Source organism: Sandarakinorhabdus glacialis (assembly GCF_014643455.1).
Taxonomy (GTDB): Bacteria; Pseudomonadota; Alphaproteobacteria; order Sphingomonadales; family Sphingomonadaceae; genus Sandarakinorhabdus; species Sandarakinorhabdus glacialis.
On sequence record NZ_BMJM01000001.1, the window covers coordinates 414,309 to 427,396 of the forward strand.

Below are 13,088 nucleotides of genomic sequence, written 5' to 3' on the forward strand. Positions count from 1 at the left end.
ACCCCCACCCGGGCCGCGAAGGCGCGTCTCTCGCCTCCCCCCTCCAGGGGGAGGACAAGAGTATTTTAGTGGGCGTCGCCCCAGCTGGGGCCGGTGCCGATTTCCACGCCTAGCGGGATCGAGAGATCGACGAGCGGGCGGTGGGCGTTGGCCATGGTTTCGCGGATGACGGGGGTGGCTGCGGAGACTTCGGAATCGGGGACTTCGAAGACGAGTTCATCGTGGACCTGGAGCAGCATTTTCGTGCCGGTGAGGCCGGCGGCGGTCAGGGCGCCGGGCATCTGGACCATGGCTCGCTTGATGATGTCGGCGGCGGTGCCCTGGACGCGGGCGTTTACGGCGGCGCGCTCGGCGAACTGGCGCTCGCCCATGTTTTTGGAAAAGATCAGCGGGACGTGCGCCTTGCGGCCGAAGAGCGTGGTGACGAAGCCGTGTTCCTTTGCCGCCGCGATGGTTTCGGCCATGTAGTTGCGGATGCCGGGAAAACGGCTGAAATACAGGTCGATGTAGCGGGCTGCCTCGCCGCGATCGATGCCGAGGCGCTGGGCTAGGCCGAAGGCCGAGATGCCGTAGATGATCGAGAAGTTGATCGTTTTGGCGCGGGCGCGGGTGTCGCGGGTGAGTTCGCCGAAGACTTCCTGGGCGGTCAGGGCGTGGACGTCGCCGCCTTCGGCATAGACGGTCTTGAGTTCGGGAACGTCGGCGATGTGGGCGACGAGGCGGAGCTCGATTTGGTTGTAGTCGGCGGCCATGAGGACGTGGCCGGGGGCGGCGACGAAGGCGTGGCGGATGCGGCGGCCGAGTTCGGTTCGGATCGGGATGTTCTGGAGGTTGGGATCGTTCGACGACAGGCGGCCGGTCGAGGTCGCGGCGAGTGCGTAATTGGTGTGGACGCGGTCGGTGTCGGGGTTGATCTGGGCCTGGAGGGCGTCGGTGTAGGTCGATTTCAGCTTGGAATGCTGGCGCCAGTCGAGGACTTTCGTGGCAATGGCATGGCCTTCGCCCGCCAAGCGCTCGAGTTCGCTGACGTCGGTGGTCCAGGCGCCGGTCTTGCTGCTTTTCTTGCCGGATTTGAGGCCCATGCGCTCGAACAGGACTTCGCCCAATTGCTTGGGGCTGCCGATGGTGAAGGGGCCGCCGGCAATTTCGTGGATTTCACCTTCGAGGCGCGCGATTTCGATTTCATAGGCCGCGGACAGCCCGGCCAGCGCGCTGCGATCGACGCGGATGCCGTGCATTTCCATCTGGGCGATGACGGGGACCAGCGGGCGGTCGACGAGTTCGTAGATCTGGGTGACCTGTTCGCGCCAGAGCCGGGCCTTGAAGCCGGCGTGGAGGCGGAAGGTGACGTCGGCGTCCTCGGCGGCATAGTCGGTGGCTTCGCGAAGACCGACTTGCGAGAAATCCCATTTGCCGCGCGCGCCGCCGGTGACGTCCTTGAAGGCGATCGGGGTATGGCCGAGGTGGCGGGTGCTGAGGTCGTCCATGCCGTGGTTCCAGCGGCCGGCGTCGAGCGCGTAGCTGAGCAGCATGGTGTCGTCGAAGGGGGCGAGGACGGGGACGCCGTGGCGCTTGAGGACGATGAGGTCATATTTGAGGTTCTGGCCGATTTTGAGGACCGACGGATCGGCGAACAGCGGGTTAAGCCGGGCGATGACATCGGTTTCGGCGAGTTGCGGGAGTTTTTCGGCGAGCAGCCCCTCGCCCTGAACGTGGTTGAGCGGGATGTAGCAGGCGCGGCCGGCGCAGGTGGCGAGACTGATGCCGAGCAGGCTGGCGCGGCATTGGTCGATGCTGGTGGTCTCGGTGTCGACGGCGACGATGCCGCAGCTGGTGGCGTCGGCGATCCAGGCGTCGAGCTGGGCAAGATCAAGGATAGTCTCGTAGTCGGCGTGGACGAAGGGCACGCGATCGGGGGCGTCGGCGGCGACCGGGATGGCGTTGGCGGCTTCGGCTTCGCGGCCGAGTTTCGACAGCAGGGCGCGAAAGCCGTGCTTCGCGAGAAACTTGGCGAGGGGCTCGTGCGGCGGGTGGCGCAGGGTCAGGTCGGCGAGCGGCACGGCGAGGGGGATATCGTCCTTGAGGCGGACGAGTTCGCGGCTGAGACGGGCGTCGGCGATCGAGGCGGCGAGGGTCTCGCGCAGCTTGGGCTTCTTGATCGCGTCGATGTTGGCGATGACGCCTTCGACGCTGCCATAGGCCTGGATGAGCTCGGCGGCGGTCTTGGGGCCGACGCCGCGGACGCCTGGGACGTTGTCGACGCTGTCGCCCATGAGGGCCAGCACGTCGCCGACCTGTTCGGGGGGCACACCGAACTTGGCGACGACTTCGGCGCGGTCGATGCGGGCGTTCTTCATCGTGTCAAGGCAGTCGATGCCCGGCTGGATGAGCTGCATCAGATCCTTGTCGGACGAGACGATGGTGACGTTGAAATCGGCGGCGAGCGCGGCGAGGGCGTAGGAGGCGATGATGTCGTCGGCCTCGACGCCTTCCTGCTCGATACACGGGACCGAAAAGGCGCGGACGGCGTCGCGGATCAGCGGGAATTGCGGAATGAGGTCGTCGGGCGGCGGCGGGCGGTTGGCCTTGTACTGGTCGTACATGTCGTTGCGAAAGGTGATGCTGCCGGCATCGAGGATGACCGCGAGATGGGTAGGTGCCTCCGCATTTGCCAGCTCGGTGATGAGTTTCCACAGCATCGCGGTGAAGCCATAGACGGCGCCGACGGGGGTGCCGGTTGGATCGGTGAGCGGTGGCAGCCGATGATAGGCGCGGAAGATATAGCCGGAGCCATCGACGAGATAGAGGTGCTGCTTGGACATGTCGGGCGTGTCTTAGCAGGCGTTTTCTTGTCCTGCGAGGGCGGGCTTGCGTTCGCGGGGCGGGCGCAGGACAACGGTGTTGTCCATGGTGGAGAGATTATGCGCCCGAATATCCTTGTCGCTGCATTGTTCATGTCGGCGGCGGCCAGCGCGCAGGTTGGGCCGGTGACGACCGAGCCCGAGGCGGTGCCGTTCACCGTCGGCGCGATCCAGATGGTGTCGCTTCGCGATGGCGCCAATATCCTGCCTAACGACGGCAAGGTGTTCGGTGTCGATGCGGGGGTCGAGGCGGTCGACAAGGTGCTGGTTGCCGCCGGCGCGACGCAGGGCCAGATCGACCTTTCGGTGAATACGCTGCTGGTGCGGCTGCCGGGGCATGTGGTGTTGATCGATACGGGTTATGGCGCGGCGCGCGGGCTCACGCTGGCCAGTCTCGAAAAGGCCGGCGTGGCGCCCGCGGCGGTGACCGACGTGCTGATCACGCATGGCCACGGCGATCACATTGGCGGGCTGTTGACGGCAGACGGAAAGCCGGTGTTCGTCAATGCGGCGGTGCGAATGTCAGCGGCGGAATGGGCAGCGGTGAAGGCGGCGCCGGCGAACGCGAAGCTGGTCGCGGCGATCGGCAAGAAGGTGAAAACCTTTGCAGCGGGCGGCGCGGTGTTGCCGGGCATCACGGCCGTCGACCTGAGCGGACATACGCCGGGGCATAGTGGCTATAGAGTGGCTTCGGGTAGCAAGACGATGCTGGCGATCGGCGATTCGGCGCACAGCTATATCGTCTCGCTGGCGCGGCCCGGCTGGATCATCCAGTACGACAAGGACGCGGCCAAGACGATCGCGCGGCGCGAGGCGCTGCTGGCGGGATTGGCGACGAGCGGTGAAACGGTGTTTTCGCCGCATTTCCCCTATCCGGGGGTCGGGCGCGTGACGAAGGCCGGTGGCGGCTATGCCTGGGTGCCCGGCCTGCCGCGCTAGCATTGCCTGCTCTGGCGCCGCGCCGCTCTCTCTGGCATCAGGCGCGGATGCAGGCATTCACCACACTCAGCGGCACGGCGGTCCCGTTCGGCGCCGAAAATGTCGATACCGATGTCATCATCCCGGCACGGTTCCTGAAGACGATCACGCGGACGGGCCTTGGCAAGTCGGCCTTTACGGTAATCCGGCAGGATCCGGGCAATATCTTCGACAGCGAGCGCTATCGCGGCGCGCCGATTCTGATTGCCGGCGACAATTTCGGTTGCGGGTCGAGCCGCGAGCATGCGCCCTGGGCATTGGCCGACATGGGCTTTCGGGTCGTCATTGCGCCGTCGTTCGCCGATATCTTCTCGGGCAATGCGTTCAAGAACGGCATGTTGCTGGTGGTGTTGCCGCAGGAACAGATCGACCGGTTGATGGCGGTGGCGGCGACGGACCCAATCACTGTCGACCTCGAGAACCAGGTGGTGACGACCGATTTCCAGGATCGCTTTGCCTTTCCGATCGATCCGTTTCGCAAGCATTGCCTCGTCAATGGCCTCGACGAAATCGGTCTGACGACGGCGATGGATGCCGATATCGCCGCGCACGAGACGCGGCTGCACCGCGAGCGCCCGTGGATCGAAGGCGCAGCGCTGCGCGGTTGAAGGCCATGCACCAGTTGCAGGCCTGCCATGCGCCGGACGCGACGATCTTCACTTAAACGTCATCGCATCGGCCTTGGGCGTTCATCCCTGGCTCGTATTCCGGCGCCGGCGCGGGGATGGCCCCGTCATGGAGATGCACGATGTTCAAGTTCCTCGTTGTTGCCCTGCTCGCTGCTGCCCCGGTGATGGCGCAGGCCGAAATCGTCACCCGCAACGTGCGGGTCGCCGACCTCGACCTGCGTAGCCCCGCCGGCCTTGCCGAACTCGATCGCCGCATCGACCGCGCGGCGCGCCAGGTCTGTGAAACGGGCGGCGTCAAGCCGATCTGGGAACACCGGATCGCCGAGACTTGCCGCACCGGTGCCGTCGCCGGCGCCATGGGCGAACGCGAGGCCGTACTTGCCGCTGCGCAGACGACACGGCTCGCGGCGCGCTGAGCTGCGTTTCTCCCGGGCCGGCACCTGCTGGTCCGGGGAACGTTGGCCAGAAGCGTTGGCCCGGAAGCGTTGGCAATGCTGCCATTTCCCTCTAAGTCGGGGGCATGACCAAGACGCTTCTCATGCTCCCCGGCGACGGTATCGGCCCCGAAGTGACGGCGCAGGCGCGCCGCGTCGCCGAGCGCTTGATCGAGCAAGGGCTGGCGCTCGACATCGGCGAGGCGCGCTTCGGCGGCGTGGCGATCGATGCCGATGGCATGCCATTGACGGCCGACACGCTGACGCTGGCCAAGGCGTCGGATGCCGTGCTGATGGGTGCAGTCGGGGGTCCGCAATGGGCCGATCAGCCTTATGGCAACCGCCCCGAAGCGGGGCTGCTGGCGCTGCGATCGGGCATGAACGTCTATGCCAATCTGCGGCCGGCGCTGTGCTTTGCCGCGTTGGCGGATGCGTCGTCGCTAAAGCGCGCGCTCGTCGAGGGGCTCGATATCCTGTTCGTGCGCGAGCTGACCGGTGGAGTCTATTTCGGCGAGCCGCGCGGGATCGAGACGCTGCCCGATGGCCAGCGGCGCGGGGTCAATACGCACGTCTATACGACCAGCGAGATCCAGCGTGTGGCGCGGACGGCGTTTGCGCTGGCGCGCGGGCGCAAGGGCGAAGTCGTGTCGGCCGAGAAGTCCAACGTCATGGAGGCCGGGCTGTTGTGGCGCGAGGAGGTGCAGGCGCTGCGCGATGCCGAATATCCCGATATCAGGCTGACGCACATGCTCGCCGACAACATGGCGATGCAGTTGGTCAAGAATCCCAAGCAGTTCGATGTTATCCTGACCGATAACCTGTTCGGCGACATGTTGTCGGACGAGGCGGGGATGCTGACCGGGTCATTGGGCATGCTGCCGTCGGCGGCGATCGGCGATGCGGGGATGCCGGGGCTGTATGAGCCGATCCATGGCTCGGCGCCGGATATTGCCGGGCGCGGGGTGGCCAACCCGAGTGCGAGCATTTTGAGCCTGGCGATGGCACTGCGGTACAGCTTGGGAGCGCCGGAGTTGGCGGCGAAGGTCGAGGCGGCGGTCGAGGCGGCGCTCGATGGCGGCGCGCGGACGGCGGATCTGGGTGGGACGATGACGACGGCGGCGATGGGTGACGCGGTGCTGGCTCACCTGGCGTGATTTTTGAGGCCGCGAGCGCAGGCGCCGCGCTATGATGCGCCGGCTGGTCGGGCCGTTCGTGACCGGGCTGGTATTCCTCGCGCCGGTGATCCTGACGATCCTGATCCTGCAATGGCTGTCGGGGTATGTGACCGCGGCGTTCGGGCCGGGGACGATGATCGGCGAGGCGCTGGCCAATGCTGGGATGCTCGTGACCGAAAGCCGGTTGATGGCGTTCTGGTCGGGGATCGGGCTCGTCGTGCTGATCGTCTGGGCGCTCGGGTTGCTGGTGCAGACGCAGGCGCGGGCGCGGCTCGAGGGTGGGCTCGACGGGTTGATGGGGCGGATGCCGTTGCTCGGGGCGTTCTACCGGCCGCTGGCGCAGATGGTGCGGATGATGGGCGGTACGCCGGGCGGCGAGCTACAGGGCATGGCGGTGGTTTCGGTGCAGCTCGGAGACGATACCGAGGTGCTGTCGCTGCTGGCGACGCCCCAGATTTTCGACATGGGCGACGGGCCGCGGCATCTGGTACTGCTGCCGACGGCGCCGGTGCCGATCGGCGGGGCGTTGCTGTTCGTCGACGTGGCGCGCGTGCGTCGGGTGCCGGGGCTGGGCGTTGACGATCTGGCGAAATTCTATGTGTCGATGGGCACGATAGCTCCAGAGGGATTGATACGCCGATGAGCCTGACGCTGCGGATATTCCTGAGCCTGGTGGCCGGGCTGGCGGTGGGCAGTTTGCTGGCGGCGTATGGCAGTCCCGAAGCCGCCGAAGTCTTCGCAGCGGTTGCCGATCCGATCGGCGGCGTCTGGCTCGATGCGTTGCAGGCGACGGTGATCCCGCTGGTCATCGGGCTGTTGTTCACCGGCATCGCCGATGCGGCTGGCTCGGCGCGGGCGAGCCGGCTGGCGGGGCGAGCGCTGTTGCTGTTCGGGGTGCTGATCGTCACCGGCGGGGTGATCGCGGTGACCTTCGTGCCGGCGCTGCTCGGGGTCTGGCCGATCGCAGCGGACGCGGCGCGGGCGTTGATTCGCGACGATGCGGTGATCCCCGCGGCGGCGACGTTGAGCGCCGGGGCTTGGCTGCGCAGTTTCGTGCCGACCAATGTGTTTGCCGCGTTGGCGGGCGGGTCGATGTTGCAGCTTGTGATCTTTACCGGCGCGTTTGCCATGGCGGCGACACGGTTGCCGGTCGACGCCCGGCAGCGGTTGATCGGGTTTTTCGAGGCGGTGACGCAGGCGATGCTGGTGCTGGTGCACTGGGTGCTGATGCTGGCACCGATCGGGGTGTTCGCGCTGGCTTCGCAGGTCGGGATCAAGGTCGGCATCGGCGCGATCGGGATTCTGACGCATTATGTGGCGATCGTGATTGCGGTGCAGATCGTTGTGATCGTGCTGATTTATGTTTTGGTGGCGTTGATGGCGCGGCAGGGGGTGCTGGCGTTTGCGCGGGCGGCGGTGCCGGCGCAAGTGGTGGCGGTGAGCACGCAAAGCTCGATCGCGACGCTGCCGGCGATGCTCGAGGCGACGACGCGGGGCTTGGGCGTGCCCGACAATGTGGCGCGGCTGGTGCTGCCGATGGCGGTGTCGATCTTCCGGATGACGAGCGCGCCGGCGAATTTGGCAGTGGTGCTGTATGTCGCCAATTTGCACGGCATCGTGTTGGGGCCGGCCGAGCTGGCAGTTGGCGTGGCGGTGGCGTTTGCGGCGAGCATCGCGGCGGTGGGGTTGCCGGGGCAGGTATCATTCATCACCTCGGTGGCGCCGATCGCGCTGGCGATGGGGGTGCCAATCACGACCTTGCCGTTGCTGATCGCGGTCGAGATGCTGCCCGATATTTTCCGGACTTTGGGCAATGTGACGGGGGACATGGGGGTGACGGTGATCCTGGCGCGCGATGCTGTTGCCGAGGATGCCCCCTTGGAGGATGTCCCCTTGGACTCTGGGGCCTGATCGGCTAGTTGCGCCGCATCAGGAGTTTACCAAATGGCCTACAAGATCGTCGTCGTCGGTGCCACCGGCAGTGTCGGGCGTGAAATGCTCAATATCCTCGCCGAGCGGCAGTTTCCGATTGCCGAGATCGCGGCGGTCGCGAGCTCGCGGTCGACCGGAGACATGATCGATTTCGGCGACTCCGGGCGTGAGCTCAAGGTGCAGAATATCGAGCATTTCGATTTCGCGGGCTGGGACATGGCGTTGTTCGCGGCCGGCTCGGACGTGTCGAAGATCTACGCACCCAAGGCGGCGGCGGCAGGGTGCACGGTGATCGACAATTCGTCGCTGTTCCGCATGGACCCTGATGTGCCGCTGATCGTGCCCGAGGTGAATCCGGAAGCGATCGACGGCTATCGCAAGCGCAATATCATCGCCAATCCGAATTGTTCGACGGCGCAGATGGTGGTGGCATTGAAGCCGCTCCACGATGCGGCGGGGATCAGGCGCGTTGTGGTTTCGACGTACCAATCGGTTTCGGGCGCCGGCAAGGAGGGCATGGACGAGCTGTTCGAGGAGTCGCGGGCGATTTTCGTCGGTGATGCCTTGTCGCCGCGCAAGTTCACCAAGCAGATTGCCTTCAACGTCATCCCGCATATCGACAGCTTTGTCGGGCCGGAAACCGATTATGACGGATACACCAAGGAAGAGTTGAAGATGGCGCAGGAGACCAACAAGATCCTGTCGCCCGATATCCTGGTGACGGCGACGTGCGTGCGAGTGCCGGTGTTCGTTGGCCATTCCGAAGCGATCAACATCGAATTCGAGCGGCCGATTTCGGTCAAGGAAGCCCAGGCGATCCTGCGCGAATCCCCCGGCGTCATGCTGTACGACAAGCGCGAGGATGGCGGATATATCACGCCGATCGAGTGTGTTGGCGAATATGCGACGTATATCAGCCGGGTGCGCAAGGACCCGACAGTCGACAATGGCCTGGCGCTGTGGTGCGTGTCGGACAATCTGCGCAAAGGGGCGGCATTGAACGCCGTGCAGATCGCTGAATTGCTTGGGCGGCGGCATTTGAAGAAGGCGGCATAACCCGGTGGGGGTTGCGCTTCGCACCGGATTGGGGCTGTAGAGAGCCATGGGTATGCTGGTCAGAATCTTTACCTGGTGGAACGGTCCGGGTCTCGGCACGCGGATCATGACGCGGCGCCATGGCGCCGAAGTCGGCCGTGATGGCGAGGGCAACATCTATTACCGCCGTGGCGCGGGGAAGACCGAGCGGCGCTGGGTGATCTATAACGGCATTCCCGAAGCGACGCGGATTCCGCCGGAATGGCATTCGTGGATGCACAAGACGGTGGCACTGCCGCCGACCGAGGCGCCGACCCGCCCGCGGGTGTGGGAACGGCCGTGGACGCCGAACGCGACGGGTACGGTTGCGGCGCATATGCCGTCGGGCAGCCTTGATGCCGGCGGCAAGCGGGCGAAGGCGACGGGCGACTACCGCGCCTGGACGCCGGAGGCGGGGGACTGATGCGCGCTTTGTTCAAGGAAAACATCGTCGAGGCGCTGGTCGGCTTGCTCGTGGTGCTGGTAGCGACCGGTTTCGTGGTGTTCGCCTATGGGCGGACGCAGGCGGGGGCGAGCGCCGATGGCTATGTGCTGACGGCGCGGTTTCCCAACGTCGCGGGCGTGTCGCCGGGCACCGATGTGCGGATGTCGGGCATCAAGGTTGGGCGGGTCGTGTCGCAGAGCCTCGATCCGTCGAGTTTCCAGGCAGTGGTCCAGATCGGCATCGACAAGGCGTTGCAATTGCCGATCGATTCAAGTGCGGCGATCACTACCGAGGGCATATTGGGAGGGACATATGTTTCACTGACGCCGGGCGGCGATCCGGTGATGCTGAAGGCCGGCGAGGAGATTACCGATACGTCGGGCGCGACCGACCTGATGGCGTTGATCGGAGGCTTTGTGAACCGGTCGGGTGACACGGCGCCGGCTGCGGCGCACGCGGCTACACCGGCGGCCCCGGCGGCGAAATAGGGTGCGGACGGCGGGTGCGGGACTTGCGGCGCTGCTGATGCTGGCCGTGCCGGTGGTGGCGCAGGAGGCTGTCTTGGCGCCGGTTGCTCCCAAGGTGGCTGTTGCACCGGTTGTACCGAAAGCGCCGGTCGTACCCAAGGCGGCTGGGAAGACAGAGCCGGCGAGCAAGGGCCTGACGCCGAATGCCGAGCGCGAGGTGTCGATCGGCGCGATCAACAAGCGCACCGGGGTGACGCGGACTTTTAACGGCAAGCCAGGCGAGATGTTCGATTTCGGCGGGCTGCGGGTGACGGTTCGCGCCTGCGAGCAGACGCCGCCGTGGGAGCAGAAGCTGACGGGCGCGTTCCTGTTGATCGACGAACGGCTGCTGAGAGGCGGTTCTCGGCGGGTTTATTCGGGCTGGATGTTTGCCGAGAGTCCGTCGCTGCACCCGCTCGAGCATCCGCGCTACGATATCTGGGTCAAGAGTTGCACGATGCGTTTTCCCGAGACTGGGCCCGATACGGTGGTGGCCGGGCGCGGCGATTCAAGGGACAAGGCTTCGGCAAAGGCGTCGCCAAAAGCGTCAAATGCGAAGAAGTCCGCGGCCGTGCCGAGCGCTGCGGTCAATTGAGACTGGTAGAAGCGCGCGGTGATTTCGGCGGCGCCGAAGCTGGCCAGGTGGGCGGTCAGGAACTGGGTGTCGAGCAGGGTGAAGCCACCGAAATGCAGGCGCGCGACGAGAGCGGCGAGGGCGCATTTGGACGCGTCGCGTTCGCGGGTGAACATCGATTCGCCGAAGAAGGCGCCCGCCAGGCGGACGCCATAAAGCCCCCCGGCGAGCGTTCCGGCTTCGGTCCAGGCTTCGATGGAATGCGCGTGGCCCATCGCGTGGAGATCGCGATAGGCTTCTGAAATCATGGGATTGATCCATGTTTCGAGACGGCCGGGGGTGGGCTCGGCGCAGGCGTCGAGGACGGCGTTGAAGGCGCGGTCGGCGGTCAGCGTGAAGCGCTCGGACTTGAGTGTCTTGGCGAGGCTTTTGGAGAGATGGAAGCGATCGAGGGGGAGGACGCCGCGGCGCTTGGGTTCGACCCAAAAGACGTCGGGGCTGTCGGCGCGGTCGGCCATCGGGAAGATGCCGCTGGCATAGGCGCGGAGCAGGACGTCGGGGTCGAGGCGCGGTTTCAGGGGGTGGCTCATTGCGGATGCGCCCGCCCCGGCCCCCTCCGCAGCGCCGAAGGGGGAAAGGTCATGCCGCGCGTGAGGCTAGCCAGCGTTCGAGCCATTTGATCGTATAATTCCCGTCGATGAAGTCGGGATCCTCGATAATTGCCTGCTGGAGCGGAATTGTCGTCTTGGGGCCGTGGATGACGAATTCCTCGAGGGCGCGGCGCAGGCGCATGAGAGCGTCGTTGCGGTTGGCGCCGTAGACGATGAGCTTGGCGATCAGCGAGTCGTAATATGGCGGGATGCGGTATCCATCGTACAGCGCGCTGTCGACGCGGACATGAAGCCCGCCGGGGGCGTGGAAATCGGTGACGCGGCCGGGGGAGGGGGCGAAAGTGACCGGATCCTCGGCGTTTATGCGGCATTCGATGGCATGGCCTTCGAAGCGAATTTGTTCTTGGGTGACGCTGAGCGGCAGGCCGGCGGCGATGCGGATCTGTTCGCGGACGAGGTCGATGCCGGTTATGGCCTCGGTGACGGGATGTTCGACCTGGAGGCGGGTGTTCATCTCGATGAAGTAGAATTTGCCGTCTTCGTAGAGGAATTCCATGGTGCCGGCGCCGCGGTACTTGAGCTTGGCGACGGCTTGGCGGACGACTTCGCCCATTTCGGCGCGTTGCTCGGCGTTGAGTGCCGGGGAGGGGGCTTCCTCAAGGACTTTCTGGTGGCGGCGTTGCAGCGAGCAGTCGCGTTCGCCGAGATGGATGGCGCCGCCCTTGCCATCGCCGAAGACCTGGAACTCGATGTGCCTGGGTTCGTTGAGGTATTTCTCGATATAGACGGTGTCGTCGCCGAACGCGGCCTTTGATTCGGCCTTGGCCTGCTGCATCAGGCCGGGCAGGCTGGCGGCGTCGGGAATGACCTTCATGCCGCGGCCACCGCCGCCGGATGCGGCTTTGATCAGAACGGGATAGCCGATCTCGTCGGCGACGGCGATGGCTTCCTCGGGCGAGTTGACCGGGCCGTCGCTGCCGGGAACCAGCGGCAGGCCGAGTGCCGCGGCGGTGCGTTTGGCTTCGACCTTGTCGCCCATCTTGCGGATATGCTCGGGATCGGGGCCGATCCAGACGATCTTGTGCTCTTCGACGATCTCGGCGAAGCGCGCATTTTCCGAAAGAAATCCGTAGCCTGGGTGGATTGCGTCGGACTGGGAAATTTCTGCGGCGGAAATGATCGCCGGGATATTGAGGTAGGAATCGGTGGCGCTTGGCGGTCCGATGCAGATGGCTTCGTCGGCGAGGCGGACGTGCATGGCGTCGGCGTCGGCGGTCGAGTGGACGGCGACCGTGCGGATGCCCATCTCGCGGCAGGCGCGGTGGATACGCAGGGCGATTTCGCCGCGATTGGCGATGAGAACTTTACCGAACATCAGGCTTTATTCAATGACTACAAGAGGTTCGTCGTATTCGACAGGCTGTTCGCTGCGGATCAGGACCTTGATGACTTTGCCGGCCTTGGGCGCGGTGATCGGGTTCATGACCTTCATCGCCTCGATGATCAGCAGGATCGCGCCGGCGGCGACGGTTTCGCCTTCGCTGACATAGGGCGGGGAGCCGGGCTCGGGCGTCAGGTATGCGGTGCCGACGATCGGGGATTTTACGAGGCCTGGATGGGCTTTCCAGTCATCGGCCGCGGGCGTGGCGGGGGCGGCGGCGGCCTGTTGCGGGGCGATTTGCGCCGCGAACTGGGGCGCGGCGGGATAGCCGGCGGACACGACTGCAGCTGTTCGCGCGACGCGGATCGTGCGTTCGCCGTCCTTGACTTCGATTTCGGTCAGGTGGCTCGATTCGAGCAATTCGGCGAGCTCGCGGACGAGCGCGGTGTCGACCTGAATTCCACTGCCTTCTGGCATGATTTTTTTCC

At 65.5% G+C, this 13,088-nt stretch carries 13 protein-coding genes and 1 pseudogene; 10 read left to right on the forward strand and 4 right to left on the reverse strand.

Features of this window, described 5'->3' with window-relative positions:
- Window positions 1–65 precede the first annotated feature (65 nt).
- On the reverse strand, window positions 66–2,822 hold the full coding sequence (gene polA, locus IEW98_RS02040; protein ID WP_188761237.1) for a DNA polymerase I: 2,757 nt from the start codon (window positions 2,820–2,822) through the stop codon (window positions 66–68).
- 99 nt (window positions 2,823–2,921) lie between these two features.
- Here polA and IEW98_RS02045 point away from each other — a divergent pair, with 99 nt between their 5' ends.
- The 10 genes and pseudogenes from IEW98_RS02045 to IEW98_RS16295 all read left to right on the forward strand — a co-directional run.
- Window positions 2,922–3,800: an MBL fold metallo-hydrolase gene (locus tag IEW98_RS02045; protein WP_188761238.1), complete on the forward strand. Its 879-nt coding sequence runs from the start codon at window positions 2,922–2,924 to the stop codon at window positions 3,798–3,800.
- A 47-nt stretch (window positions 3,801–3,847) separates the two neighbouring features.
- Window positions 3,848–4,447 (forward strand): 3-isopropylmalate dehydratase small subunit, encoded by a 600-nt coding sequence (gene leuD / locus IEW98_RS02050; protein ID WP_188761239.1) that lies wholly within the window; start codon window positions 3,848–3,850, stop codon window positions 4,445–4,447.
- 140 nt (window positions 4,448–4,587) lie between these two features.
- Window positions 4,588–4,884: a UrcA family protein gene (locus IEW98_RS02055; RefSeq protein WP_243450504.1), complete on the forward strand. Its 297-nt coding sequence runs from the start codon at window positions 4,588–4,590 to the stop codon at window positions 4,882–4,884.
- A 104-nt stretch (window positions 4,885–4,988) separates the two neighbouring features.
- Window positions 4,989–6,056, forward strand: a complete 1,068-nt coding sequence (gene leuB, locus IEW98_RS02060) for a 3-isopropylmalate dehydrogenase (protein WP_188761241.1) — start codon at window positions 4,989–4,991, stop codon at window positions 6,054–6,056.
- Between the two features lie 31 nt (window positions 6,057–6,087).
- A complete protein-coding gene (locus IEW98_RS02065; protein WP_188761242.1) occupies window positions 6,088–6,720 on the forward strand; it encodes a DUF502 domain-containing protein in 633 nt (210 codons plus the stop codon).
- The gene (locus IEW98_RS02070) at window positions 6,717–7,988 is read left to right on the forward strand and encodes a dicarboxylate/amino acid:cation symporter (RefSeq protein WP_188761243.1); all 1,272 of its coding nucleotides are present in this window, start codon (window positions 6,717–6,719) and stop codon (window positions 7,986–7,988) included. Before IEW98_RS02065 ends, IEW98_RS02070 begins: the two co-directional genes overlap by 4 nt.
- A 33-nt stretch (window positions 7,989–8,021) precedes the next feature.
- A complete protein-coding gene (locus IEW98_RS02075) occupies window positions 8,022–9,065 on the forward strand; it encodes an aspartate-semialdehyde dehydrogenase (protein ID WP_188761244.1) in 1,044 nt (347 codons plus the stop codon).
- A 46-nt stretch (window positions 9,066–9,111) separates the two neighbouring features.
- Window positions 9,112–9,507, forward strand: a complete 396-nt coding sequence (locus tag IEW98_RS02080) for an NADH:ubiquinone oxidoreductase subunit NDUFA12 (RefSeq protein WP_188761245.1) — start codon at window positions 9,112–9,114, stop codon at window positions 9,505–9,507.
- Window positions 9,507–10,016: an outer membrane lipid asymmetry maintenance protein MlaD gene (mlaD, locus tag IEW98_RS02085; RefSeq protein WP_188761246.1), complete on the forward strand. Its 510-nt coding sequence runs from the start codon at window positions 9,507–9,509 to the stop codon at window positions 10,014–10,016. Before IEW98_RS02080 ends, mlaD begins: the two co-directional genes overlap by 1 nt.
- A 262-nt stretch (window positions 10,017–10,278) precedes the next feature.
- Window positions 10,279–10,428 (forward strand): annotated as a pseudogene (locus tag IEW98_RS16295) (DUF2155 domain-containing protein); the annotation flags it as partial.
- Window positions 10,429–10,463: 35 nt separating this feature from the next.
- On the opposite strand, the gene aat reads toward IEW98_RS16295, so the two are convergent.
- Genes aat through accB form a run of 3 tightly spaced genes read right to left on the reverse strand, consistent with a single transcriptional unit; the run spans window position 10,464 to window position 13,077 of the window.
- Window positions 10,464–11,198, reverse strand: coding sequence for a leucyl/phenylalanyl-tRNA--protein transferase (gene aat / locus IEW98_RS02090; RefSeq protein ID WP_188761247.1), 735 nt, complete (start codon window positions 11,196–11,198; stop codon window positions 10,464–10,466).
- A gap of 49 nt (window positions 11,199–11,247) precedes the next feature.
- Window positions 11,248–12,594 (reverse strand): acetyl-CoA carboxylase biotin carboxylase subunit, encoded by a 1,347-nt coding sequence (gene accC / locus IEW98_RS02095; protein WP_371870726.1) that lies wholly within the window; start codon window positions 12,592–12,594, stop codon window positions 11,248–11,250.
- A gap of 6 nt (window positions 12,595–12,600) precedes the next feature.
- On the reverse strand, window positions 12,601–13,077 hold the full coding sequence (gene accB, locus IEW98_RS02100) for an acetyl-CoA carboxylase biotin carboxyl carrier protein (RefSeq protein WP_188761248.1): 477 nt from the start codon (window positions 13,075–13,077) through the stop codon (window positions 12,601–12,603).
- Window positions 13,078–13,088 lie beyond the last annotated feature (11 nt).

What these genes read in the sequence shown, in the direction of transcription:
- IEW98_RS02075 (WP_188761244.1), top strand. Translation starts at nt 8,022, where the DNA reads ATGGCCTACAAGATCGTCGTCGTCGGTGCCACCGGCAGTGTCGGGCGT.
- IEW98_RS02045 (WP_188761238.1), top strand. Translation starts at nt 2,922, where the DNA reads ATGCGCCCGAATATCCTTGTCGCTGCATTGTTCATGTCGGCGGCGGCC.
- IEW98_RS02080 (WP_188761245.1), top strand. Translation starts at nt 9,112, where the DNA reads ATGGGTATGCTGGTCAGAATCTTTACCTGGTGGAACGGTCCGGGTCTC.
- polA (WP_188761237.1), bottom strand. Translation starts at nt 2,822, where the DNA reads ATGTCCAAGCAGCACCTCTATCTCGTCGATGGCTCCGGCTATATCTTC.
- accB (WP_188761248.1), bottom strand. Translation starts at nt 13,077, where the DNA reads ATGCCAGAAGGCAGTGGAATTCAGGTCGACACCGCGCTCGTCCGCGAG.
- IEW98_RS02065 (WP_188761242.1), top strand. Translation starts at nt 6,088, where the DNA reads ATGATGCGCCGGCTGGTCGGGCCGTTCGTGACCGGGCTGGTATTCCTC.
- mlaD (WP_188761246.1), top strand. Translation starts at nt 9,507, where the DNA reads ATGCGCGCTTTGTTCAAGGAAAACATCGTCGAGGCGCTGGTCGGCTTG.
- aat (WP_188761247.1), bottom strand. Translation starts at nt 11,198, where the DNA reads ATGAGCCACCCCCTGAAACCGCGCCTCGACCCCGACGTCCTGCTCCGC.
- leuB (WP_188761241.1), top strand. Translation starts at nt 4,989, where the DNA reads ATGACCAAGACGCTTCTCATGCTCCCCGGCGACGGTATCGGCCCCGAA.
- IEW98_RS02070 (WP_188761243.1), top strand. Translation starts at nt 6,717, where the DNA reads ATGAGCCTGACGCTGCGGATATTCCTGAGCCTGGTGGCCGGGCTGGCG.
- accC (WP_371870726.1), bottom strand. Translation starts at nt 12,594, where the DNA reads ATGTTCGGTAAAGTTCTCATCGCCAATCGCGGCGAAATCGCCCTGCGT.
- IEW98_RS02055 (WP_243450504.1), top strand. Translation starts at nt 4,588, where the DNA reads ATGTTCAAGTTCCTCGTTGTTGCCCTGCTCGCTGCTGCCCCGGTGATG.
- leuD (WP_188761239.1), top strand. Translation starts at nt 3,848, where the DNA reads ATGCAGGCATTCACCACACTCAGCGGCACGGCGGTCCCGTTCGGCGCC.